General features: G+C 41.6%; 21 protein-coding genes and 2 pseudogenes. 8 read left to right on the forward strand and 15 right to left on the reverse strand.

All coding sequences use genetic code 11. The features are described 5' to 3' along the window. A pseudogene (locus AACR75_RS18620) lies at window positions 1–375 on the reverse strand (IS30 family transposase); the annotation flags it as partial. Between the two features lie 492 nt (window positions 376–867). On the opposite strand from AACR75_RS18620, the gene AACR75_RS17665 reads away from it, so the two are divergent. Further along, on the forward strand, window positions 868–2,031 hold the full coding sequence (locus tag AACR75_RS17665) for a hypothetical protein (RefSeq protein ID WP_047691191.1): 1,164 nt from the start codon (window positions 868–870) through the stop codon (window positions 2,029–2,031). 692 nt (window positions 2,032–2,723) lie between these two features. Further along, entirely contained in the window at window positions 2,724–3,611 is an 888-nt protein-coding gene (locus tag AACR75_RS17670; RefSeq protein ID WP_026028487.1) for a LysR family transcriptional regulator, read from the forward strand. 43 nt (window positions 3,612–3,654) lie between these two features. Here the strand turns inward: AACR75_RS17670 and AACR75_RS17675 are convergent, their stop codons facing one another. Then, on the reverse strand, window positions 3,655–6,345 hold the full coding sequence (locus tag AACR75_RS17675; protein ID WP_047691193.1) for a bifunctional acetate--CoA ligase family protein/GNAT family N-acetyltransferase: 2,691 nt from the start codon (window positions 6,343–6,345) through the stop codon (window positions 3,655–3,657). A 219-nt stretch (window positions 6,346–6,564) separates the two neighbouring features. On the opposite strand from AACR75_RS17675, the gene AACR75_RS17680 reads away from it, so the two are divergent. Both AACR75_RS17680 and AACR75_RS17685 read left to right on the forward strand, forming a co-directional pair. Beyond that, window positions 6,565–7,146, forward strand: a complete 582-nt coding sequence (locus AACR75_RS17680; RefSeq protein WP_047691196.1) for an SPOR domain-containing protein — start codon at window positions 6,565–6,567, stop codon at window positions 7,144–7,146. A 171-nt stretch (window positions 7,147–7,317) separates the two neighbouring features. Then, on the forward strand, window positions 7,318–8,322 hold the full coding sequence (locus AACR75_RS17685) for a D-alanine--D-alanine ligase (RefSeq protein ID WP_019281216.1): 1,005 nt from the start codon (window positions 7,318–7,320) through the stop codon (window positions 8,320–8,322). On the opposite strand, the gene AACR75_RS17690 is transcribed toward AACR75_RS17685, so the two are convergent. Further along, window positions 8,306–9,265, reverse strand: a complete 960-nt coding sequence (locus AACR75_RS17690; RefSeq protein WP_047691199.1) for a tyrosine-type recombinase/integrase — start codon at window positions 9,263–9,265, stop codon at window positions 8,306–8,308. The two genes, AACR75_RS17685 and AACR75_RS17690, sit on opposite strands and share 17 nt — an antisense overlap. 102 nt (window positions 9,266–9,367) lie before the next feature. On the opposite strand from AACR75_RS17690, the gene AACR75_RS17695 reads away from it, so the two are divergent. Then, on the forward strand, window positions 9,368–9,739 hold the full coding sequence (locus tag AACR75_RS17695) for a DUF3319 domain-containing protein (protein WP_017045561.1): 372 nt from the start codon (window positions 9,368–9,370) through the stop codon (window positions 9,737–9,739). A gap of 7 nt (window positions 9,740–9,746) precedes the next feature. Then, window positions 9,747–10,058, forward strand: coding sequence for a stress response translation initiation inhibitor YciH (gene yciH / locus AACR75_RS17700; protein ID WP_047691201.1), 312 nt, complete (start codon window positions 9,747–9,749; stop codon window positions 10,056–10,058). 195 nt (window positions 10,059–10,253) lie between these two features. Here the strand turns inward: yciH and AACR75_RS17705 are convergent, their stop codons facing one another. Together AACR75_RS17705 and AACR75_RS17710 are read right to left on the reverse strand one after the other, a co-directional pair. After that, a complete protein-coding gene (locus tag AACR75_RS17705; RefSeq protein ID WP_013867785.1) occupies window positions 10,254–10,538 on the reverse strand; it encodes a hypothetical protein in 285 nt (94 codons plus the stop codon). Further along, complete coding sequence (locus AACR75_RS17710) at window positions 10,535–11,977, reverse strand: phage/plasmid replication protein, II/X family (protein ID WP_331415626.1); 1,443 nt, start codon at window positions 11,975–11,977, stop codon at window positions 10,535–10,537. The genes AACR75_RS17705 and AACR75_RS17710 overlap by 4 nt, the downstream gene beginning before the upstream one ends. Window positions 11,978–12,054: 77 nt before the next feature. Here AACR75_RS17710 and AACR75_RS17715 point away from each other — a divergent pair, with 77 nt between their 5' ends. Next, window positions 12,055–12,579: a helix-turn-helix transcriptional regulator gene (locus tag AACR75_RS17715; RefSeq protein WP_047691205.1), complete on the forward strand. Its 525-nt coding sequence runs from the start codon at window positions 12,055–12,057 to the stop codon at window positions 12,577–12,579. A 423-nt stretch (window positions 12,580–13,002) separates the two neighbouring features. Beyond that, window positions 13,003–13,317, forward strand: coding sequence for a hypothetical protein (locus AACR75_RS17720; protein ID WP_047691208.1), 315 nt, complete (start codon window positions 13,003–13,005; stop codon window positions 13,315–13,317). A 185-nt stretch (window positions 13,318–13,502) separates the two neighbouring features. On the opposite strand, the gene AACR75_RS17725 is transcribed toward AACR75_RS17720, so the two are convergent. The 10 genes and pseudogenes from AACR75_RS17725 to AACR75_RS17770 form a co-directional block, all read right to left on the reverse strand. Further along, window positions 13,503–13,742 (reverse strand): hypothetical protein, encoded by a 240-nt coding sequence (locus AACR75_RS17725; protein ID WP_047691210.1) that lies wholly within the window; start codon window positions 13,740–13,742, stop codon window positions 13,503–13,505. Between the two features lie 31 nt (window positions 13,743–13,773). After that, a pseudogene (locus AACR75_RS17730) lies at window positions 13,774–14,304 on the reverse strand (IS3-like element ISVch4 family transposase); the annotation flags it as partial. Window positions 14,305–14,744: 440 nt separating this feature from the next. Beyond that, window positions 14,745–14,900, reverse strand: coding sequence for a YoaH family protein (locus AACR75_RS17735; RefSeq protein ID WP_013867794.1), 156 nt, complete (start codon window positions 14,898–14,900; stop codon window positions 14,745–14,747). A gap of 45 nt (window positions 14,901–14,945) precedes the next feature. Continuing rightward, a complete protein-coding gene (locus AACR75_RS17740; RefSeq protein WP_013867795.1) occupies window positions 14,946–16,136 on the reverse strand; it encodes a conjugal transfer protein TraF in 1,191 nt (396 codons plus the stop codon). A gap of 60 nt (window positions 16,137–16,196) precedes the next feature. After that, window positions 16,197–17,081, reverse strand: a complete 885-nt coding sequence (locus AACR75_RS17745; RefSeq protein WP_013867796.1) for a DUF2861 family protein — start codon at window positions 17,079–17,081, stop codon at window positions 16,197–16,199. Beyond that, window positions 17,078–17,737, reverse strand: coding sequence for a response regulator transcription factor VxrB (gene vxrB, locus AACR75_RS17750; protein WP_013867797.1), 660 nt, complete (start codon window positions 17,735–17,737; stop codon window positions 17,078–17,080). The genes AACR75_RS17745 and vxrB overlap by 4 nt, the downstream gene beginning before the upstream one ends. Then, the gene (gene vxrA, locus AACR75_RS17755) at window positions 17,712–19,166 is read right to left on the reverse strand and encodes a sensor histidine kinase VxrA (protein ID WP_047691213.1); all 1,455 of its coding nucleotides are present in this window, start codon (window positions 19,164–19,166) and stop codon (window positions 17,712–17,714) included. The genes vxrB and vxrA overlap by 26 nt, the downstream gene beginning before the upstream one ends. A gap of 151 nt (window positions 19,167–19,317) precedes the next feature. After that, window positions 19,318–20,694, reverse strand: a complete 1,377-nt coding sequence (gene pntB, locus AACR75_RS17760) for a Re/Si-specific NAD(P)(+) transhydrogenase subunit beta (protein WP_017046914.1) — start codon at window positions 20,692–20,694, stop codon at window positions 19,318–19,320. A gap of 11 nt (window positions 20,695–20,705) precedes the next feature. Next, entirely contained in the window at window positions 20,706–22,256 is a 1,551-nt protein-coding gene (locus AACR75_RS17765) for a Re/Si-specific NAD(P)(+) transhydrogenase subunit alpha (protein WP_017049557.1), read from the reverse strand. Window positions 22,257–22,545: 289 nt separating this feature from the next. After that, on the reverse strand, window positions 22,546–22,830 hold the full coding sequence (locus tag AACR75_RS17770) for an HlyU family transcriptional regulator (protein ID WP_026027783.1): 285 nt from the start codon (window positions 22,828–22,830) through the stop codon (window positions 22,546–22,548). Window positions 22,831–22,833 lie beyond the last annotated feature (3 nt).

Consider the following 22,833-nt stretch of genomic DNA (forward strand, 5'->3'; position numbering starts at 1 on the left):
GACGATACAGTGCTTGGTTCCGCGACCAATGACGGTATCAATTTCGCAGTGGCCCGGCTCTTCGCGATTCTCAGCTTCTGCCAGTCTTTCGGAAATATGACGCTTATTGGCAAGGCGTCCTCGACGGTCTTTTGAGTTGTACCGCTTACGCCGCTTTTTGGTCGATTGACGAAGATGTTTCCACAGTGTTCCTCCTTCTGCTTTGTCGTTCCAAACATATTGGTAAATGAGCTCATGGCTAATTGTTGGATAGCGTCTTCCCCTTAGGTATCCGACAATCTGCTGCGGGCTCCAGTCCAGCCGTAGCAAGGCTTCAACCAGTGTGAAGTCGCTTTTGGTATAGCGTTTGTTGCGCCTTGAGCGTCTTAATCTACTTATTTAGTGTGGTTGTTGCTACCCTAATTTTCGTTGAGGATTACGTCAGAAACAACCTGCTCTGGCTCTCACCACTTAGTGCAGAAGACAAAAAGTTCAATATCGAGCAGCTCAGACTATACGCCCAACTGCTCACTGCAATATTCTCGATCTACTTCGCTACAATTGGAATTATACTGAGTGCTGGTTACACCAGACTTCGCCGGGATATCATCCAAATGCTCAGCAACGAGCAAGTGGGTAGCGTATATTCTCGAGTTTTGGTGCTTTCAGCGATGTTCTGTTTAACAGGTTTTGTAGCGAAACTTGGCCATTGGTCTAAGTATTTAAGTGAACTTAGCTGATCAGATCGTAGGTTGATAATTTAGTTCCATGATTTAAGAAACAAAGCCATTTTATGTAGGATTTTTCTGGGATTATGAGTCGTCTATTGTCTGCTTTTACTGATGATTATATTGTTAAGTGAATGAAATCTAGTCTAGGAATCTCGGAATGATAACCAATAACATAACTAATGCTCAACTCAGCGGCATTGAGCGAAACGCTCCTCAAGTGGGTCCCCAAAACGTCGAGACTTACCTTGCAACGATTGAGAAAGCCCAGAAAGACCTTGAAAAAATCGATCCTTCCATTGCATCAGTCGATGAGCAATCAGCAGATTCTGAAGTACTAGCTATGGTAGCGGCTCATCAAAAACAAGTTGTCCAGTCTATGGTGGGTAGTAATCCTGAGGATACTATTGCATTGACACTAGCCGCTGGTATCGAAGCATGCAGTGCTCGACTTGAAGCGATACAGCAGCAAGCTATGGGCTTAGGTGTATTTGTAGATTCCATGGAAGCGATGTGGGAAGACATATCAAAAACATCACCATTAACAGGGTATGCGTTAGAAGACGCTTTTCAACTAGTGCTTATGGATGTATTGATCCACATTGACGATTACAATTTAACAGCGGATGAAAAAGATGCCCTTCAACGTTTTATGGAGTGTGGTGGTTCAGGGATGCATGGTTCTCATGAAAACTATGATCAAAATGAATTTGTTGCTGACCTTCCTGGACTTTTTAACAAAATTCATGACCACGCACCTAAGGACAGTTTTGCTTATACAATTACTGATTCTATGAAAAATAATTCTGGTTGCCCCGGGGCTTTAGTAACGCAATTTCAGGATAATTGGGGTACTGCTAGTGAATGGTATTCTAACTGGACTAATGGCATAGGCGATGTCTCTCCAATTATGCGTATGGCATTACTCTCTAGTGTGCTGACTGATTCATCTGTGGAAATCTCCAGCGACGAATATAATATGTTTCTTACTGGTAGCCTGTCTGATATTGATACCTTTATGAACGAAAAGTACGGTAAAAATACCATTGAATACATTAACGAGGATCTTGCTATGTGGAACTATTACTTCGATCCTAGTGAGAATCCAGTTACCGGTTTTGGTATGAATTTCCATTCTTCTAGTGGAATGCAGGTAGACTACTTCACTGCATTATCAGAGAATTTACCTTCTCGACCTCTCACCGACGAGGAGCTGAAAGAAGTCAACCGTATCGGTGATCAGGTAAGAATGCTGCAAGAGACTCTCAAATATTGGTTGCAAATTTGCCGAGACGAGCTAGTGGCCATTGCACGTAACATCTAGTTCAGAGCGGTCAATTAGGTCGGTCGAAATAAAAATGGATTGTGGCATCTGAAACACATATACCACATTCAAGCATTCAAGCATTCAAGCATTCAAGCATTCAAGCATTCAAGCATTCAAGAGGGACTGCCAACGCGTGGCGGCTTTGGTGCAAGTGTTTACAGTGGGTTTTTGAGTTAGGCGGTACGTTGTTAAACACCGCTGTACTTCAAGTAGGAAGAGAATATAACAATCTAGAGTTACGGATGTGATGAAAATTACCATTTTTCTTTATTCACGCTCTTTTTGAACTGAGTCGCTAAAAACGTTAGCAATACGTTAAAAGCTGTCAATATTTTTCTAGTCTGCTAGAATCGCGTTGTTTATATTTTAACCTTTAATTTTAAACACTTATCGAGGTTTTACATGGAGCTTGGATTAATCATCGTTTTTATCGTGGCTGCAGCGGTCATGGTTAAGAAAGAGATGTCAGAAAATAAGAAATAGACTCACTCATTGATAACTTTTCTACCCCTTTTTAAATGAATGTGTCTCAAAGCCAGTATTAAACTGGCTTTGTTATTTCTACGATTTTTGGTTCCAAACCAGTCCCCCTTGTCTATTTTCCATCCCGTCAGAGATACCATAGCGATGATAAATAAGGCATACTCGTTATTGCATATTCACTGCAATTTCACCAAAGGATGTCCATTTTGCAAAGTCCAATTACCTTAGAAGCGCTTCATATTTTAGATGCGATTGATAGACGAGGCAGCTTTGCTGCGGCGGCAAATGAGCTAAGCCGTGCACCATCATCGCTGAGTTATCAGATCCAAAAATTGGAACAAGATTTAGACATCACTATTTTTGACCGTTCAGGGCATAAAGCGACGTTTACTGAAGCCGGCTTGCTCATTCTTGAGCGGGGTAGAGCCATTTTATCGGCGACAGAAAAATTGGTGAATGACGCAACCTTGTTAGCGAATGGTTGGGAACTGGATTTGACGGTCGCATTTGACGGTATTATCCCTATTCATAATTTTTTCCCAATGGTTGAAGCGTTAGGTAATGTCAGTAAAACACGAATCCGTCTTCAAGAAGAAATTTTAGCGGGGTGTTGGGAGTCACTTTCAACCGATCGAGCTGATTTGCTGATTTGCCCACGTATCGATACGTTACCACAAGATGTAAAAGCAGAAACCATAGGAACTATGTCAATGGTTTGGGTAGCGGCCAGCTCGCATTACGTGCACAAACGAAGCGGTGCATTTGATGAAGAAGCAAGGCAAAAGTATCGAGTGATTGCGATTGCCGATACCGCGCGTGACCAGCCTGCAATGAGCGTGAATATTTTGCAAAAACAGCCGCGCCTGACGGTAACTAATTTCAGCGCAAAATGTGCCGCGTTAGTGGAAGGGTTAGGTATTGGCACATTACCGAAACAGATAGCAGAGCCACTGATCGCCTCAGGTAAACTGAAAGCAATCAGCGGATCTGAAGATAAATCGATGCAGATCATTATGGCATGGCGGCGTAATAAAATGGGCGAAGCAAAGTCGTGGTGTGTGCAATACCTCAAGAAAAACTGGGTGCTAAGTTAAAATTTTGGGCGGATCGCAGTGATCAAATCTGATCGCTACGGCTTTATTCTGGTTTATTTAAGATCAAAACCATATCTGCCGTCCCATCTTCGAAATGCACTTCAATCTCAAAACCTAATTTTTGCGCTAGCGTCAACATGCCTCGGTTGGTTGGCATGGTCATGCCGGAAATTTGTAAGGTTCCTTTCAAGCGACAATAGTCGATGATTTTTTGCAGCAAGATTTTACCTAAACCTTTTCCTTTTAAATCCGAACGGATCAAGATGGCGAACTCAGCATCGCTATTCTCAGGGTTAATGAGTGCTCGCGAAACGCCAATAATACTCTCTTGATCATTGGTATGATCCACTGCGACAAAAGCCATTTCTCGGTCATAGTCAATTTGAGTAAAATTGGCTAAGGCTTCATGGTTAAACTCGCCGACATCCGAAAAAAAGCGTTTGTACAAATCTTCTTTTGATACGTTACGGATAAACTCTGCATGATGCGGCTCATCTTCGGGCAAGATTGGGCGTAAGGTAATGGCCGAGTTGTCCTTTAGGATCACACTTTCTTCAAACTCACTTGGATAGGGGCGGATAGCTAATCTACTTTGTCCGTCACCTTGGTAATCTTTTAGGACTAAGTTGGCATCCAATATGGTGAATTGATTGCCATTGGCTAAAACCGGATGAATATCTAATTCATCTATTTGTGGACATTCAATAATCATCTGCGAGATACGAACTAAAAACTCAGATAACCCATCAATATTCATTGGCTCTGGTAGTTTTTGCAGCCGAATTTTCCCGCTGCGTATTGCTCTGACAATCAGATAACGAGCGAGCGTCATATTCAGTGGGGGTAGTGCGGCGGCGGCATCGATTGATTCATCCCATTCTGAACCACCTTGTCCCAATAAAATGACCGGGCCAAAGGTTGTATCAGTAATCACTTTGATCCTGAGCTCTTCGCCGCCAGCGAGCTTTGCCATTGCCTGAACCAATAACCCATGAATATTAGCGGAAGGATACGAGATCTGCGTGCGATCCAATATCGCTTGCGCTGCACTTGCCACTTCGTGGCGGTTGCGTAGATTGAGCATCACGCCTTGCACATCTGACTTATGCGCAATATCGGGCGAACGTAATTTCACCACGACTGGGTAACCAATTTGCTCGGCAATGTGTACCGCTTCACTGGCATCAGAAGCTATCCAAGTTGGTAATACATTAAAATTAAAATATTTAAATAACTTACCTATTTGGTGTGTATCAAGGTGACGGGTAGGGTGTATGCCTAGTTGCTCCGCTATCCATTGCTGCGCGCTGTGTATTTCTGATACATGGACGGGTTCTGCGGTTGTCGGCGTTTCCATTAGTTGTTTTTGATTTCGACGGTACTCGACTAAGTGCATGAATGCCACCACTGCACTTTCTGGCGTTCGATAGGTTGGGATGCCCGCTTGGGTAAATATTTGTCTAGCCGGGCGCGCGGTAAGTTCTCCTGACCAATTGGTTAGGATGTTAAAACGTTTATGGCGAGGGTGCGCTTTAATGGCATCGACCACCGCTTGAGCGGTTTGTTCAGACTGCGCAATCGCAGATGGGCTGTGCATAATGAGAATGGCATCGGTTTTATCACTATCTAGCAGCACATTTAGTGTATTAACGTAGCGAGTATGATCCGCATCACCCACCATATCGACCGGATTACTGTGAGACCAACTTTTAGGCAGGCACTGATTTAGTTTTTGATAAGTAGACTCTTCAAGATCGGCAAGTTTTCCGCCTCGATCTAACAAGGTATCGACGGCCATAATAGCTGGCCCGCCACCATTGGTAATAATAGCAAGACGTTCACCTCGTAATGGAACGGAGTGAGTGAGTGTCTCAACAGCGGCAAAGAGTTCATGGGTATTATTCACCCGTAACATACCCGTGCGTTGAATTGCGGAGTCATAAATAATGTCGAGTGTATTGTCTCCACCAGTATGTGCTTGCGCCGCTTTACGTCCAGCAAGCGTTCTTCCTCCTTTTAATACTAAGATTCGCCGGTTACGTGACGCGGCACGCGCTGCCGACATAAAACGGCGAGCATCCTTAATCGTATCAACATAAAGCAAAATGGCTTGGGTGTGTCTATCCGTGCTCAGGCAATCAAGCAAGTCAGAGAAATCGATGTCGCTGGCATTACCAAGAGAAATAAATGCTGAAAATCCGATCTCTTTGTCATTTGCCCAATCTAAAATCGTGGTACAAACCGCTGCAGATTGTGAAATAAAGGCAATGTTACCTTTTAAGGCTGTGACAGGAGAAAACGAAGCGTTGAAATTTAACCAAGGTAGGATCAGCCCTAAGCTATTGGGGCCCAAAATGCGCATTCCTACCGATTTTGCAATGCTAGAACATTGGGCTTGGATTTCGACTCCTTGAGCATCTTCAGTATACATATCAGATGAAAGTACGATGACGGAGCTGATGCCTTTATCTGCCAATTGCTTAAATAAGGTGACGTTGCGTGTTGCGTGCGTGCATAAAATCGCAATATCAGGGACGATAGGCAGAGATGCGATACTTTTGTAGGCCAATACGCCACAGACGGATGGATAATAAGGCGTGACAGGCATAATCGCACCATCGAAGCCTCCTTGAAGTAGGTTCTTCATCACGATATTGCCAGCACGAAGCGAGCGTACTGATGCACCAACAACCGCGATCGATTTTGGTTTCAGGAATGGATTTAAATTGTTCATGTTGATGAACCTTTCACTCACAAATTACCGTTAGCTTAGCGAACAAATGCTATCGTTGTTCACTATATTGGTTTGATTGTGATCATTACGTCGTGAGACAACTGCGACTTTGTGCCATAAATCACAGTACAAGGGTATATAATCACAAAGCGAGCTTGATTCTGAGCGTCGCTATCGGCATGATTTATAGTAATTTCTACTTAAGGCGTTGAACAATTCATGAAAAAAATCACAATTGTCGGTTTATCAGTGCTTCTGGCTGCCTGTGCATCTGATACATACATTACCGATGTCACCTCTGAAAGCCATCGTGAAGAGTACAAAGTTGCTCCGGTTCAGCAACCAGTGGTCGCTCAAGAAGGCATGGCTACTGGAATTTCTGAGAGCAATGTCGAAACGAATGTGGTGAAGATGTCTCCTAACGATACAGAGAAAAAAGTCGTTAAGATGAGCCCTCAAAGCAAAGCCGCAGTAGCGCTCATTCCACCGACAGCTAAACAGACGGCAATGAATCCGCGTTTTGGCTACACCATTCAGGTCGTTGCTGTTGGATCACAGACTAAAGTTGATCAGTTTGCCAGTAAACTGCCCAATTCTGACGGCCAACCTATTTGGGAAAATTATAAAGTAGTGAATGGAACCAAGTGGTACACCGTACTTTATGGTGACTACGCAACTCGTGCCGATGCTGTTGAAGCAATTAAAACACTGCCAACCGAGTTTCAAGCAATGAAACCTTTTGCCAAAAGTATTGATACCATCAAAAATTCGGAATTTCCGACACTCAATAAGTTGAACTGATTCTGGATTTTATCGCGAATAAATGATCAAAGGGGCTTATGCCCCTTTATTGCTTATAACTTAGCCTGTTACAACAGTAAAAAGGTTTTCCTTGGCTAAAACCGTGTAACTTCACACTGAATTGATTATCATGCTTTATAGTTTATTCGTCAGCAGCATGGACAGATTTTAATGACTCAAACAACAATCCTATTATTATGTGGTGGCGGTTCGTCAGAACATGAAGTTTCACTTGTGTCAGCCAACTATTTACAAGCACAACTTGAAAAAACAGAAGGTTTTCAAGTTATTCGCGTCGAAATGCGACCCGATGGTTGGTACAGTGAAAAGGGCGATCTGAGTTTCTTAGACACGAATGCTGCAACGTTGAATACCAATGGTGTTGCCGTCAATATCGATTTTGTGGTTCCTTGCATTCATGGTTATCCAGGGGAAACGGGCGACATTCAATCGATGCTCGAGCTGGCTGGCATCCCATATTTAGGTTGTGGTCCAGAAGCCAGTGCTAACAGTTTTAATAAAATTACATCTAAGCTTTGGTACGATGCGCTGGGTATTCCTAATACACCTTATCTTTTTCTTTCAGAAAATAATGCACAAGCGCATCAGCAGTGTAAGCAGGCTCTGGAAAAATGGGGAAGTGTGTTTATTAAAGCGGCGAGACAAGGCTCATCTGTTGGTTGTTACAAAGTCACCGAGGTTTCCCAGCTCAACAGCGCAATCGATGCGGCTTTTAGCTACTCGGAACAAGTTCTGGTTGAAAAAGCAGTGAAACCTAGGGAATTAGAAGTTGCCGCTTATCAGCTTGATGGTGTTTTATATCTTTCTAAGCCGGGTGAGATCATCGCACCAGAAGACGCATTTTATACTTATGAAGAAAAATACAGTGCGGCTAGCCATTCGATGACTGAAGTACAAGCTCAGAATTTAACCAGAGATCAATTAGAAATGATAAGTGATTGTGCTGCTAGGGTTTTTACCCACATGAAGCTTAGGCACCTTGCACGTATTGATTTCTTTTTAACCCCAGAGGGAAACATTTATCTTAATGAAGTTAACACCTTCCCTGGCATGACTCCCATTTCAATGTTTCCTAAAATGTTAGAGCATAATGGGCATAGGTTTCATGAATTTCTAGCCAATTGCGTGACAACGTCACTCAATCAAAAGGTTTAATGACCTTAAATTTCATCTGTTCACTTTCTGCAATGTCGAGTTTACCAATGTATTGAGCTGGCATTGCAGGGCTTAACCATCGTCCAAATTGCTGAATATCTTGAGTTTTATAACCTTGTTTAGCCAGTTCTTGAGCCGCACCAACACGGGTTGATTGGCCTGAAAACCTCAAGTCAAATATGCCTAAACGTTGCCCTGCATGACGTAAGATACGGAAAATAGACGCATCATTTAAAGATCTATTTGAAATATTGCCATGGCGATCGATTGAACAAAACACAATGTTCGACTCTTTATTGAGTAATTGTAGCCACTTTTTAAGTGCAAGAGAGGCCGATTCAGAAAGATAATAATCGACATTTCCCACGATGATCTTCATTTGCCCATCCACAGTTAAGACTTGTCCTGTACTTAGTTTTTTAAGCTCACTTCGTTTCAAAGCACACTCAAACATCACATAATAGATGGCAAGATCGCGGATATCCTTTTTGTTAGGTGAATGAATAAGTTGTATATCTAGTGCTAATAAATGTTTTTTCGTTAACGGTGTCGCTTGCTTAGCATCATCACCTTTCTCTCCTTTAAGACGAAACAAAGAAAGTTGAGTGAGTCGGTTTTGTGTGGGGTCTTTCATCGAAAGTAGGTGATGGATGATACCAATGGTGACCATGTAACGCCTGATAGTCGCGTATTTTCTCACACGAGCTTCCGTTTCGATAAATTGCCTAACAGCTGTTGTTGAGCCAGGAAGAGGAGTAACACATCTTATTTTGCAAAATGTAACAAAATGATTCCAATCTTTAGTCATGGCCAAAGCGGAGTTCTTCGAATATTGCCAATGTGTCAAATGTTGAAATTGTTCAAAGCAAACTGTGTCGGAAAATTCGGTAACCTTTTGTTTTAAAATCATAGGATCTGTGATGAGAGGGATGTTTTTTTTCATCTTGATGCACTATAACAATATGGTTTATCGATAAATATACTTGATAACGGTGAAGATACAATTATTATTTAACTAACCTATAATTAAAAAGACCAATAACATATGGCTATAGCGACGTATCGAGGATTTACCCTTACATCTGCGCCTAACTCTACAGATATATGGCAAGTTAAGATCAAAAACCATGTTTTGACTGGTAACCTTGCGGCAGTTAAAAAAAGCATAGACTGGTGGTGTGATACTGCCTCTATCATTGATCCTAGAGAGTTCAGTGCGGTAGGTAAGAAGAGAGAAGATCCAAATGGTAAACAAGAGCAATTTGGCGGCTTTACACTGAAGAATGATACAGGTGAGCTCAATGGGTGGTATTGCTTTTTCAATGGTCGCTTAATCAAAGGTTCAAAAGTGGCTATTCAAAAACATATCGAAGCTTATTTGCTTGCAAAACAGAAAGCAGAACAATTAAAGAAGTAAATGATTTATGACACTTGTATATTCTACGGATTTAGGCCGTATCAAAGCTGAGCCTGAAGTTATAGAACGCCCTAAAGGAGATGGAGTGGTTAGAATCCATCGTCAAACAAAAGGGCGAAAAGGGAAAGGCGTGAGTATCGTGACCGGCTTGGATTTAGATGATACTGCACTAAAGCTATTCGCGGCAGAACTCAAGAAAAGTTGTGGGTGTGGTGGCTCAGTAAAAGATGGTGAAATAGAGATCCAGGGTGATGCTCGAGACAAAATTAAAGTTTATTTAGAAAAGAAAGGTTTCAGAGTTAAACTAGCCGGAAATTAACGTATTAATAACTAGAATGAAATCTTCGATTATCAGACTAGTTATTAGGTATTTTATGGTAAATACTGATTATGTTTAATGTCATGAGGATAGATAGAAAAAGAGGAAGGAAATATTCGTACACTAAAATATGATCATTTATAATTTAACATAACATACATAATACGCACTTTAGTATTATTAATTTCAGTAAATTCAATTACCTATGCGTATCTCTGGGCCGCAATCAAATGCGCCTACAATGGTTGCGTGTCCACGTAGGTCTAAATCATCTCGCATTTTAACAGCCTGTTGGTACTTCTTAAACCTCATCGCCATGTGGGGATAAATGATCCAACGCTTAGCCAGCATGTGAGCCGTTTCCCTAAAATTCCATAAGAAGTCATCTTGTATTGGACTGTAGATAATCCAGCCTAAGAACTTAGCACCGGTTGGAATTTCAGAGCGGAGTTTGATATCTGTTAAATTAGGCTCTTTCATCGTTTATACCCCTGTAATAATGCGCCAGTTACCACACCTGAGCGTCGGTTAAAGTGAATTTCTAATGCTGTCAATAAGTCGTCCAAGTGCATGGCCATCATCGGTGTAGATGGTCCTGTCTTGTCGTAAAAAATGACGACCGAGTCTTGGATGCGGTTCGATGATGTTGGACATTCTCGCTCAAGCACAGAGACACGTTGCACCATGTCATAAGGTAATAATTTGCGTGGTATGATGACGTTATCTTTTTGGTTACCCTCAAGGTTTTGTAATTGTGCTTTTGAGAAACCAATAGCTAAGAGATCATTTAGGTGACGAGAGAATGTCTGTCTCGAAGTAAATGATTGATAAACCGCATAATATCCATCAGAAACTAATGAACGATAAAAGCGAAAAAGTTTGTCAGCCTTCGAGTAAGTAATGTTGCCTTTAGGTGTGTATCGAAAGTAAGTTTGCTTGAGTTTGTTATGCACTTCTTCATCGTTAAATACGTTCATGGTCTGCCCCTGCAATGCTTCGAGTAGTGGTGTAAATGCTTTTTTCCAAATGTCTGCGATTAAGCAACTGCCGTGTGTGGTTTCGTATTGTTTTTGGTATGCGATTGCGTCAAAAAGATTTTTAGGAACGCCAAATTCCTCTAACCAACGTCTATGAGCGCCAGCTTCGAATCTGACGAGATTGCGAGCAAAATTAATCAGTTTAGGGTCTGACATGACATCGATAACACGATCATATGACTTGTCCCCCTTAGCTTGGAGAGAGCGTAATTTATTCAGCTGATAAGTAAATTCTGGGCCTTTCAAATATGATTTTCGGTCAATATGGCGAGAGCCTTTGGTGAAGTAAACCGTGGTTTCGTGCTCATTACGAACGCTAGTTCTCATTTGTTTATTGGATACATTTTTGAGCTGGCGGATAACTTGCTTTGCTTGAAGTTCGGTACTGATTCGAGCGGAATAAGTCGCATCAATGGCGTCTAATGTTGCCGCTTCAATATTCAGCATCTCGTGAACATCGGGATAGTTATTGTAAAACGCCATGATCATTTCAAGTGCGCCCACCTCGATGGAGGTCGGGCCGAAGACGTTATGACCCTGTAAAATTTTTGCGGGAGATGCCTTTAACTCAATGCAAGGATTTCGGAATTTAGTTCCCTGGAATATTTTGAAAGCCATTCCCGTAAAATGAGTGGGAAGTGATTCGTATGGGTGGCGTAAATCAGCGACTTCATACTGCTCTGCGCCGATAGCACCAGTAAAAAAAATGGTTTTTGCTTCTAGACCAATTCCACGCCGTGAACACTCTTTGATATCGACATAACAGACGCAATCACCGCTTCTTGTCTGATAAGTAGCGGTCACATAGTCGTCTTTAAAGGGTATCGATATCTTGAGCTTGTCTATCACACAAAAAAACCTGTCAAGTACATTTTTAGACACTTTAAACTATGAATGTTTACATGTAAAGTTGGGGTGTTAAAAATCACATGTATAATGATGAATAAGGAAACCTAGAGATGATAATCATGCTTAAAGATGTATTAAAACACACTCGCGAAGCTAAAGGGCTCAAACAGGCAGAAGTGGCTGAATATGTCGGTGTCACTGCCCAAACATATATGAAATGGGAAAATGGGAAAAATGAACCTAAAGCTGGTGATATTAAAAAACTAGCGGAAATATTAGGTGTTTCGGAAAGTGAAATATGCCGTGGTAAAACGTTTAGCGATGATACAAACCCATTAAACTTCATGAAAAAAACGGCGCTAATGAAAAATGCTTTAGATGAAGTAACCTTCACATCGGTACTTTTTGAATATATCCATGATAAACAGGGATTTATCGATAGGCTTGAGCATGAAGCCTTCGCTACAGAAGAAGCCTATAGAAGATATGAAGAAAGCGTAAGAGATCGAGAAATAGCAGTTGCTGAATTTGAAGAAGCGAGGGAAGAAGGAGCGCAAATTGCTTATGAGATGGAACAAAAAGCTCAAGAATTAATGGAAGAAATCGAATACCAAAAAGACAGATTCGACATCTAAAGTTATCCACAAATGTCTCAAAATGAGACAAGAGTACACTATTAAAGATAGTGTACTCGCCCTGCTTTCTCCTTCCTCCTCCTCCTCAGTCTTCGTCGTCGTCCGTCCGTCGGCATTGGGCGTCAGATACAAAAAAACGGCAGTGGAAACTGCCGCGCGAATGAGTTCAACTGTAAAGGTTAATTGAGGTGAGCGCTTGGCTACTCATTTTCTCTCTACACGCAAGCGTATAGCAGCCAAAATCGAGTTGAAATGAAAAAAATTCAAAAAATAAATACTGTTATTTTTCATGTTGTTAAATCAAAAAACGTAATATCGCAACGTAATATTAGATAGTTAAGCCATTGATTTTAAAAGGCTATTTGACAACCTTACTCACTCTGAATTATTGTAAGAAAGTCCTGTGAACAAAGGAGAAAAGACATGGCAAAAGTGACCCTACACAACAAAACTTTCAGATCCAAAAAAAGTGCAAATGAGCACTACATGAACTTGAGAGATAGCATTACTGGAGCAATTGAAGATGGAGAACTCTTTGAAGAGCTCAAAGAGCTTTACATCAAATATTGTGATGCAACTAAATGGAATAACGAAGGCAGAATAATAAAAAACTTCATTGTCGGATACGAACCACGTGTGTTCAGTGGAAAATACGTTCAATATAAGTGCTATAAAGTAAATTTTAGTAATAACGAGACTAGACCGTTTTCTATACAAAAAGCACTGAACGCTATCTGAAATGCGTATTATGTAAATTATATTATGGGCTTCGATGGTAAAGCGATTCTCTATCCTAGTCACCACGGCCAGTACCTACTGGCCGGATATTGCCAAGTCTTTCGCCCACCCTTGACGGCTCTCAGACCAGAGGCAAACCCTCAACATAATTCATAACCATAATACGCACTTTAGGTATGGTCATTTTAGGGATTGGATGAATCGATTTGGGGTTTTGATGCTTGCTGTTCTTGGGCTTTAAGCTCTGGATAAAGCCGGATGAAACTCAACATACCTTGAAGGTTTTCTATTTCATCGTGCATATGATCTCGTAAGTTAAAGGCAACCTCATCAGGACAATCGCCTGTACCTAAGAAAATTGAAATGTTGGAAATTGCATTTAGCTTAGATTCTACATCTGATAGCGTGTATTCTTTCATGGTCATAGTCAACTCCGTTTCAGTTGGTTTGTAGTGGTCAACTAAAATTGGCCACGGTTTTAGAGTTTTCCCAATATAATCGTTCTGATTCATTGGGAGTTAGACCACCGTTATACTGATGTGGCCTGAGTTGGCAGTAATATCCGATAATGTAGCGGGTGATCTCTTGTTGAGCCTCAGCGAAGCTATGATAACCCACAGTTGGCACCCATTCCGTCTTCAAACTTCTAAAGAAGCGCTCTATCGGCGCATTATCCCAACAATTTCCTCGGCGAGATAAACTCTGTTTTATTTGAAAGCGCCACAGCAATTGACGGTATTTACGGCTAGTATAATGACTGCCTTGATCGCTATGGAACATAACACCTTTAGGCTTACCACGAGACTCATAGGCCATCGAAAGAGCTTTGCCTGTTAGCCTAGAATCCGGTGATAAAGACATCGACCAACCAATCACTTTGCGGGCAAAAAGATCGATAACGACCGCTAAATACATCCACCGATTACCCGTCCAAATATACGTAACATCGCCAGCCCAGACTTCATTTGGAGCCGCAACAGCAAATTGGCCAGCGTTGCACTGACCGGATATTGCCAAGTCTTTCGCCCACCCTTGACGGCTCTCAGGCCAAAGGCAAACCCTCAACATAACTCATAACCATAATGCGCACCATGAGTTGGGGGAAGATTAAAGTGGGATGATTCAGATTAACGTTACAGTGTATTGATTTGGAGTTTTATCCTGACATTATCCACACTTATTCGAGATGAACGCAGTGACATGTAATAAAATTACACCAGGTTGATTCGTGATATCCGTACGGTTTTTTATTCTGCCATATCTTATTGTTTTTGTTTAATATAATCCTTTTCTGTTCGATCGAATTAGATATGTGCAATGAATTCGTTTCTGGTTTGTAATGATTTTAAGTCGAGATAATAAGGGTATAAAAAAGCGTCCACTAATGAGTGAACGCTCTTATGCAATGGAAATAGTTAGGTTGAGAATTAATTCGTTTTATCTGCAGATTTTTCTGCTCTAATTTGGGATGCAACGATTTTTATGGCTTCTGCGGTACTGATACCTTGAGCCATTAGTTGTTGAATTTTCTCAACAGCTTCTTGCTGTTCTTGGTGAGATAAAGTTGGAATATCATCAAACATTTAAAAAGGCTCCGGTTGATTAGGAGCCTGACTATAGAGATCGAGTTAATAACTAGCAAGGAAATTTATGTAAGCTCCCATCGCATTATCGTTTGTATAGCTAGCTCCAATGTCCAGTTGGAAGAGATTGAGAGGTGAGATCCCTACCCCTGCTGTGATTGTTCCATCAACATTATCGTATGCTAAGTTCTTCTTATATCCTGCTCTTAATTTTAACTGACGCATGATATCGATTTCACCACCTACTCGAATCATCTGTGTATTGTCGTTAAAATTAGTGTAGCGCTCTTCTTCATTAAGATCATAATCCACGCTTAATGTGGCATAGTCTGCAACAATGCCTACGCCTACTGTATAAAGTGGCCTCATTTGGTATGCGTAGCCAATATTGATGTCTCGTGTTTTACCGAATTGGCTCTTAAGACTCTTAGTGTAAGATTGAGTTTGAATGTCTCTCTTGACTAAATTGGTTGCGGAAAATCCAACTCTTAAAGGCCCATAAAACCACAATGCGCCGGCATCAAGGTTGAACATGGTTTCACCTTGGCCATTATCTCGTGCATCTTTGATATCGTAATCGGTTACGCTTGCTGAATATACATAGGTGTAGATGCGTTGAAGTTTAGGTGTTACACCAAAGGCAATATGTTGGCCTAAAAATGTTTGGTACTTGGCTAGCGAGAAACCCACTTCTGTTACCCCAACGGAAACAGCGTTCACTGCGCTGAGCTCTGCGTTTTCGACAGTTTGTAGCTCAGGAGTTAATGATGCAGTATTTTCGCCGCTGTAAATATCAGGAGTGACAAACGTTTCGGTATAGGCTTTGGCGAATAAATTAGCCGCTATAAATTGGTTAGGAATGGCAAAGGCGACAACACCGCCAATTTCGGCTTTTAGTTTATCATTTTGTAAATTATCTAAACTTTTCTGCAGCTGTTCAGTATTTGTGTAATCTTTTTTTTCTATGAAGCTTGAAATGCTGTCTAAATCATCGACCATGTGGTCTTCATCATTATAAGAAATCCCGAAACTGGGAACGATCATACCTACGTCATCGTTACGACGATAAATAGCCACAAGTGCAGGGTTATAAAATGGAGCCGTGAGAAAGTTCGCAGATACAACCCCTACACCACCCATCGCATCCCCTCGTGCCTCTATTGCATAATTGGCTGCGAAGCTGAAAGATGGTGTAAGTACGACTGCAAGTGGGAGTATTTTAATGAAATTTTTCATAATGTTATAAACGTGTCGTTTCCTTTATGTCTATAACGGCACATTGTCTATTATCTTTAATTATTCATCTACTGAAACATCGTAGGTTTTACTGATTACTTGAGATTGCTCAATGATAATCGGCCCTTGCCAACGCTGTTGAGTCATTGATACCGCTAATACATAACGGTCTGCAGCCAAATTAGTGATTTCAAGTTCATTAGGATACTCAGACTCGTATCGTTGACTCCATATTTCAGAGTATTTTCCATCGATGTAATCATACAGCGATACATTGAGTTCAGGTAAAGGACAATATGGATTGAGTAGCGCTTTTTTTTCAATTTGCCATTGATCTTTCGAAGCCCAACGTACAATTTGCTTTGCTTTGGGTTCACCAAGCACAATCCATGCGCTCCAAGATTGCTGATCTTTGGCTGTTATATCAAGACGGTATAAACCCATTGTAATTTTACTATTGAGATTATAACGCTTTAAGTAATGTGTCTTTCCAGTGACGCTGTCACTCGAAGTGGTCGTTAATACACTATCGGTTGATAAACTTTTATCGACCCACTGCGCCAGCCTAATATCAGCAAGTGGTTTCTCAGCGTCCACTTCTATATCAACATGAAATGCATCTCTTCCTGGGCTCTGGATCTCTTGCCTATTAATGGTGATTGATTTAAGCCATTCAGGGAGTGGTTTTTTGTCTAAACTTTTACCGCAATCAACGGTTAATGATTGTAATAATAATTCATTGAGATGGCTCTGAATGTTTTTGTTATGTTCAAGCTGCCACACTTCGACAAGTGAGTTAAACATTGCTTCTAAATTATTATTTAAAAGATTCTGATGCGCTTGGGTAAGCGGTGTGATTTGATCAAACCACTCAACATTTTGTGCTTTGGTAGGAATAGTCACAAATGCTATGCCTACCAATAGTAAACGAGATTTCTGCATCACGCTTTCATCTTGTATCCAACACCGCGCAAGGTTTCAATCTCTAAGCCTGGAAGTTTTTGGCGCAATTGCAACACGTGGGTATCTACGGTTCTTGTCGTTGGAAAGTGGTTATAACCCCATACATGATCAAGCAATTCGTCACGCGTAAACACTCTCCCGAGATTGCTTGCTAAAAATAAGAGTAAGTCAAATTCAGTACGCGTTAAGGTAATTGAATCTTCTTTAAAAAAAACTTCTCTTGTGGCTTTATCAATAACAAGATTGGGTGTAACCACTTTCGTGTCATCCTGCCCTTCTGATTCTGGTGAACGAAGCTGGGCTCGAATTCGTGCAAATAATTCAGCCTCGGCAAAAGGCTTGGTTAAGTAATCATTTGCCCCCGCGTCCAATCCAGCCACTTTGTCTTTGACCGTAACAAGTGCGGTTAAAAGAATTACTGGCAACTCTTTTATTTTACGCCATTCTGGCAAATGCTGAACAGAATCGCCATCGGGTAATTGGCGATCGAGGATGACTAAGTCTGCACTGTCCCAATGCTGTTTAACATCTGCAATAGTTTCTGCATGTAAACAGTCATACCCTGCTTGTTCAAGGCTTACTAATAAGCCATCGGCAAGGTTTTTATCATCTTCAACGAGAAGCAATGTCTGTTTCACAGGGGATCTCCAATATAAATGTGGTTGGCGGTCCTGCGAGTGTCATCTTACCACCCATCCGACCTACCATTGATTCTACAATAGTCAAACCTAAACCTAAGCCACTTTTGCTGACGAAAGGTTTACGCAAATTTCTCCAATCTCGATGATTTAACAGACCTTGATCTGTAACTTTGATCGTGATTGAATTTTGTTTAGTTGTTACCTCTAACGTAACTGGAGCAACACCGTATTTTACTGCGTTTCTAATTAAGTTATCGATGCATGTCCCAAGCCAATAAACATTCAGTTTAGCTGCAATATCTTTGTTTATAACAAGATCTATGCTTTCACGAAACTCTTCTTCCACTTTGTATTGTAACCATTCTTCAACGGAAGGTACCCAGTCTGTTGCAAGCGGCCTGCTCTCTGACTGTAAATAATCCTTACTGGCTTCGGCCAGTTGCCGTAAACGTCTGGAATCTTCGCATAGCCGTCTAAACTCATCGTAAACAGTTGATGGTAACCTTTCAAATTCGCGCCTAAATCCTTCAACGGTTAGCGATAGACTTGCAATGGGTGTTCTGAGCTCGTGAGTAAGAATCTGCACCACCAACATACGACTTTTCATTTCCTGTCGTTTTGAATTCCAACGATAAAGGGACCAGCCTAATACAAGTATTATGTTAGCTAGGACAAGAATTACCATACTTATCCGTAACACGTTGGAATGATCTTCAACATTCCAACAAATGTTGCCTCTTTGAATAAAACAGGTCGAATTTTCCGAGGCCATGCTATAGCTGAGTCCTGCTTTACTCGCGTTGTCTAACCATACGTCTTCGTTAAAAACGTAATACATATCCCCTTTTCTCAGCCAAAGATCGCTGTTCTCTACAAACATGGTTGCACCTGATATGAGTGCTAAGATCGTATCTTCATTCATGTTTTGGATGCGGCCAAGCAAAGAATCCACACTTGCTTTGGTGCGCTCTCGTATGTGCATATATTGTTGCAACTCTACAAATTTCTCAGGGTATTTTTTCACATAACGAGCCGCATATGTTCCACCTCCTGGGTGAATCAAAGCGCTTCTCGCAAACCATTTCGACGGTAATTGAGATCCTTTACAGATAGCTCTCGTGAAGACTAATGGCTCTGTTATGAGTGGGCTCAGCGGCAACTTACCTGTACAGCTTTGAGATAATTTGTATAACAACTGTAGATCTTTTAAAGGGTATTCAGCCGTTTGCGGTAACATTGATTCGGGAGTCAATAAGCGAGTTGGATAATCAACCTGCAAAGTACGGATATCATAACTTACATCAGCGGTACTATAATCAAAAAGCGACGCAAAAAGGTCGATGCGTTCTGGCAACGAATCGGCATAGGTTTGAATAGGTATTAAAACTAAAATAGCCCAAAAGTAGGTCTTAATCGCTTTAAACAAGTTTTATTTTCATTAATGGTTTAGATTAAAAACTATATAACATTATTAACTAATAATACATTGCACGTGTTATATCCATGTCAATAATGATTGCTCAAAAACAGAAGAAGCCAGCATTTTGCTGGCTTCTTCATTATCCTAATCGTAGATGCTATAACGCTTTTGAGATGGCGTCTACACTCTCTTTTGCATCACCAAAAAGCATATAGGTATTATCTTTAAAGAAAAGAGGGTTTTGTACACCTGCGTAGCCAGTATTCATTGAACGCTTGAATACAATGACATTTTGCGCTTTCCATACTTCCAACACTGGCATTCCGGCGATCGGACTGTTCGGATCTTCTAATGCTGCTGGGTTTACTGTGTCATTTGCACCGATCACCAAAACCGTATCCGTTTCAGTAAAATCATCGTTTATTTCGTCCATTTCTAACACAATGTCATAAGGCACTTTTGCTTCAGCAAGCAGTACGTTCATATGGCCAGGCAAACGTCCCGCTACTGGGTGAATACCAAAGCGAACTTTAATGCCTTGTGCACGTAACTTCTCCGTGATTTCGTGAACAGGATACTGTGCTTGAGCTACTGCCATGCCATACCCTGGAGTGATGATCACTGACTTAGAGTTTTTCAGCATTTCGGCTACTTCTTCAGCGTTTATTTCACGGTGTTCACCGTATTCAACGTCTGCGCTGATAGCCACATCTTGACCAAAGCCCCCGGCAATCACACTAACAAAAGAGCGGTTCATCGCTTTACACATAATGTAAGAAAGAATGGCACCTGAAGAACCAACCAGTGCTCCGGTTACGATCAGCAAATCATTCGCTAACATAAAGCCAGCCGCTGCCGCTGCCCAACCTGAATAGGAGTTAAGCATCGATACCACAACGGGCATGTCTGCACCACCAATCGAAGCCACCAAATGGTAGCCAAACGCGAACGCTATCAGAGTCATAATAATCAATGCAAACATGCTGCCACCATTATTAACAAAGTAAATCATTAATAATGTGGAGACAACAATGGCCGCGAGGTTGAGCTTATGCTTATGAGGGAGATTGAGCGACGACGACGAAATGATTCCACGCAGTTTACCAAAGGCGACGATAGATCCTGTAAAGGTGACGGCACCAATAAATACCCCAATGAACACTTCAACCAAATGAATCACGTGTTCAGCGTGATCGAGTACAATTGGCGCATCGATATAGCTGTTATAACCCACTAATACCGCAGCCATGCCCACAAAACTGTGGAGAATAGCCACAAGTTCGGGCATTTCGGTCATTTCTACTTTTTTAGCATAATGAATACCGATACCGCCCCCAATTACCATCGCCAGCAATACCCAAGCTAAGCCCTGCGCATCTGGACGAAAAATAGTGGCGATGAGTGCGATAGCCATACCCGCTATACCATAGTAGTTACCAGCTCTTGCTGATTCCTGCTTTGATAATCCAGCAAGGCTCATGATGAAGAAGATAGCAGCAATAATATATGCGGCTTGTACTAATCCTGCAGACATATATTACTCCCTTAGTCTTTACGGAACATTTCAAGCATACGTTTGGTGACTGTAAAACCACCAAAGATGTTAATGCTTGCAATTAAAACAGCGATAAACGCGAGGAAAGTGACCACACCACTCCCTTGACCTATCTGCAATAAAGCTCCGACCACAATAATGCCGGAAATTGCATTGGTAACGGACATCAAAGGAGTATGTAAAGCATGAGTAACATTCCAAACGACGTAGTAACCCACAACACACGCTAAAACAAAAACGGTGAAATGGCTTAAAAAAGCCGCAGGTGCAACCGATGCGATCCAAGCAAAAGCGCCAACGGCAGCAACTAAGCCAGTAATTTTTTTCGTCGCAGAAACGGGTTCTTGTTTTTTGGGTTCAGGTCTAGTTGGTGCGGTCTTGACTTGCGGTTGCGCAGAGACTTGGATCGGTGGTGCTGGCCACGTTATTTCGCCTTCTTTCACGACCGTCACACCACGTAAAACAACGTCTTCAAAGTCGATGTTGATGGATCCATCTTTTTCCTTGCATAACAATTTCAGCAAGTTAACGATGTTTGTTGAATATAATTGAGAGGATTGTGTTGGTAAGCGGCCAACCATATCAGTATAACCGACCACTTTCACACCATTGGCGGTTGTAATCACCTGATCGGCAACCGTGTATTCACAGTTCCCCCCGTTTGCAGCTGCAAGATCGACGATCACGCTACCAGCGCTCATACTGTCGACCATCTCTTTGGTGATCAGCTTAGGGGCTGGACGTCCAGGGATCAAAGCCGTCGTGATAATGATGTCGACATCTTTAGCTTGCGCTGCATACAGTTCAGCGGCCTTTTTATTAAAGTCGTCAGACATCTCTTTGGCGTAACCATCGCCTGAACCAGCCGTTTCTTGGAAATCGACTTCCAAAAACTCTGCACCCATTGATTGAACTTGTTCTTTTACTTCTGGGCGAACATCAAAAGCTCGTACAATTGCCCCCAAACTTCCTGCGGCACCGATAGCAGCGAGGCCAGCAACGCCAGCTCCGGCAACCAGTACTTTTGCCGGCGGGACTTTGCCCGCTGCGGTAATTTGCCCTGTAAAGAAGCGGCCAAATTCATGTGCAGCTTCAACAACAGCGCGGTAGCCAGCAATGTTAGCCATTGATGACAAAGCGTCTAAAGCTTGTGCTCTGGATATTCTCGGCACTGAGTCCATCGCCAGCACGTTGATTTTTTTACTTGATAACTGTTCCATCAATTCTGGGTTTTGTGCAGGCCAGATAAAACTGATTAGGCTTGCCCCTTCTTTGATCAAAGCAACCTCATCAATCGATTGTTTTTCATCAACAATCGGCGCATTGACCTTCAAGATAATGTCTGAATTCCAAACATCTTGTGTCGAAACAACCGTGGCACCAGCCGCCTCAAAAGCCGCATCATCAAAACTGGCTAAAACCCCAGCTTGAGTTTCAATGGAGACGTCGAAGCCTAGTTTGATTAATTGCGCTACCGAACTCGGTGAAGCTGCAACCCGTGTTTCACCCGTAAGGGTCTCTTTTGGTACACCAATTTGCATAGTTATTCCTTGACTATTGGCACAATGATTATTCTGTTTTTATCTAACCACCAGCATAACTGCAAGCAGTTTGTAATAAAAATACAAAATGCTATTACATATAAGGTTAAGTAATGAGTGATTGTCATAGGTGAAAGACAAAAACACAACGACATCCAAACAAAGCAGAGGTCGAACCACTTATCACAAAGCTCTATAAAAACAGGATATTAGCCATGTATTTTACTCAATGAATAAGGGTATCGACTAATGAGGATATTCATTATGATTTTTATCAAGTTGGACGATGTTAGGAAAAGATTTTCTCGCCCATCTGATCGATGAGCATTTTTGCTTTTTTAAGCATAAGCTCATCAGCGTCGCTTTTACTAGCTACGACATCGGAGCGGATAAAACGGTGAGTACATATTTCACCATTAACATCTTTACTAATTTTACCAGCGACACGATATTGCCCTGATTCAGACATTGCATCTTGGTAAATTAAAAAACCTTTATATTCAATGGGATCTAAAAGCTTCATTTTTGAGTCATTACCTGACCCTTGATTAAATAAACGAGAAAAAAATCCCACAAG

The sequence above is a fragment of the Vibrio sp. ZOR0018 genome, assembly GCF_963865925.1.
GTDB lineage: Bacteria > Pseudomonadota > Gammaproteobacteria > Enterobacterales > Vibrionaceae > Vibrio > Vibrio anguillarum.

What these genes read in the sequence shown, in the direction of transcription:
- AACR75_RS17665 (WP_047691191.1), top strand. Translation starts at nt 868, where the DNA reads ATGATAACCAATAACATAACTAATGCTCAACTCAGCGGCATTGAGCGA.
- AACR75_RS17675 (WP_047691193.1), bottom strand. Translation starts at nt 6,345, where the DNA reads ATGAACAATTTAAATCCATTCCTGAAACCAAAATCGATCGCGGTTGTT.
- AACR75_RS17680 (WP_047691196.1), top strand. Translation starts at nt 6,565, where the DNA reads ATGAAAAAAATCACAATTGTCGGTTTATCAGTGCTTCTGGCTGCCTGT.
- AACR75_RS17685 (WP_019281216.1), top strand. Translation starts at nt 7,318, where the DNA reads ATGACTCAAACAACAATCCTATTATTATGTGGTGGCGGTTCGTCAGAA.
- AACR75_RS17690 (WP_047691199.1), bottom strand. Translation starts at nt 9,265, where the DNA reads ATGAAAAAAAACATCCCTCTCATCACAGATCCTATGATTTTAAAACAA.
- AACR75_RS17695 (WP_017045561.1), top strand. Translation starts at nt 9,368, where the DNA reads ATGGCTATAGCGACGTATCGAGGATTTACCCTTACATCTGCGCCTAAC.
- yciH (WP_047691201.1), top strand. Translation starts at nt 9,747, where the DNA reads ATGACACTTGTATATTCTACGGATTTAGGCCGTATCAAAGCTGAGCCT.
- AACR75_RS17705 (WP_013867785.1), bottom strand. Translation starts at nt 10,538, where the DNA reads ATGAAAGAGCCTAATTTAACAGATATCAAACTCCGCTCTGAAATTCCA.
- AACR75_RS17715 (WP_047691205.1), top strand. Translation starts at nt 12,055, where the DNA reads ATGATAATCATGCTTAAAGATGTATTAAAACACACTCGCGAAGCTAAA.
- AACR75_RS17720 (WP_047691208.1), top strand. Translation starts at nt 13,003, where the DNA reads ATGGCAAAAGTGACCCTACACAACAAAACTTTCAGATCCAAAAAAAGT.
- AACR75_RS17725 (WP_047691210.1), bottom strand. Translation starts at nt 13,742, where the DNA reads ATGACCATGAAAGAATACACGCTATCAGATGTAGAATCTAAGCTAAAT.
- AACR75_RS17735 (WP_013867794.1), bottom strand. Translation starts at nt 14,900, where the DNA reads ATGTTTGATGATATTCCAACTTTATCTCACCAAGAACAGCAAGAAGCT.
- AACR75_RS17740 (WP_013867795.1), bottom strand. Translation starts at nt 16,136, where the DNA reads ATGAAAAATTTCATTAAAATACTCCCACTTGCAGTCGTACTTACACCA.
- pntB (WP_017046914.1), bottom strand. Translation starts at nt 20,694, where the DNA reads ATGTCTGCAGGATTAGTACAAGCCGCATATATTATTGCTGCTATCTTC.
- AACR75_RS17765 (WP_017049557.1), bottom strand. Translation starts at nt 22,256, where the DNA reads ATGCAAATTGGTGTACCAAAAGAGACCCTTACGGGTGAAACACGGGTT.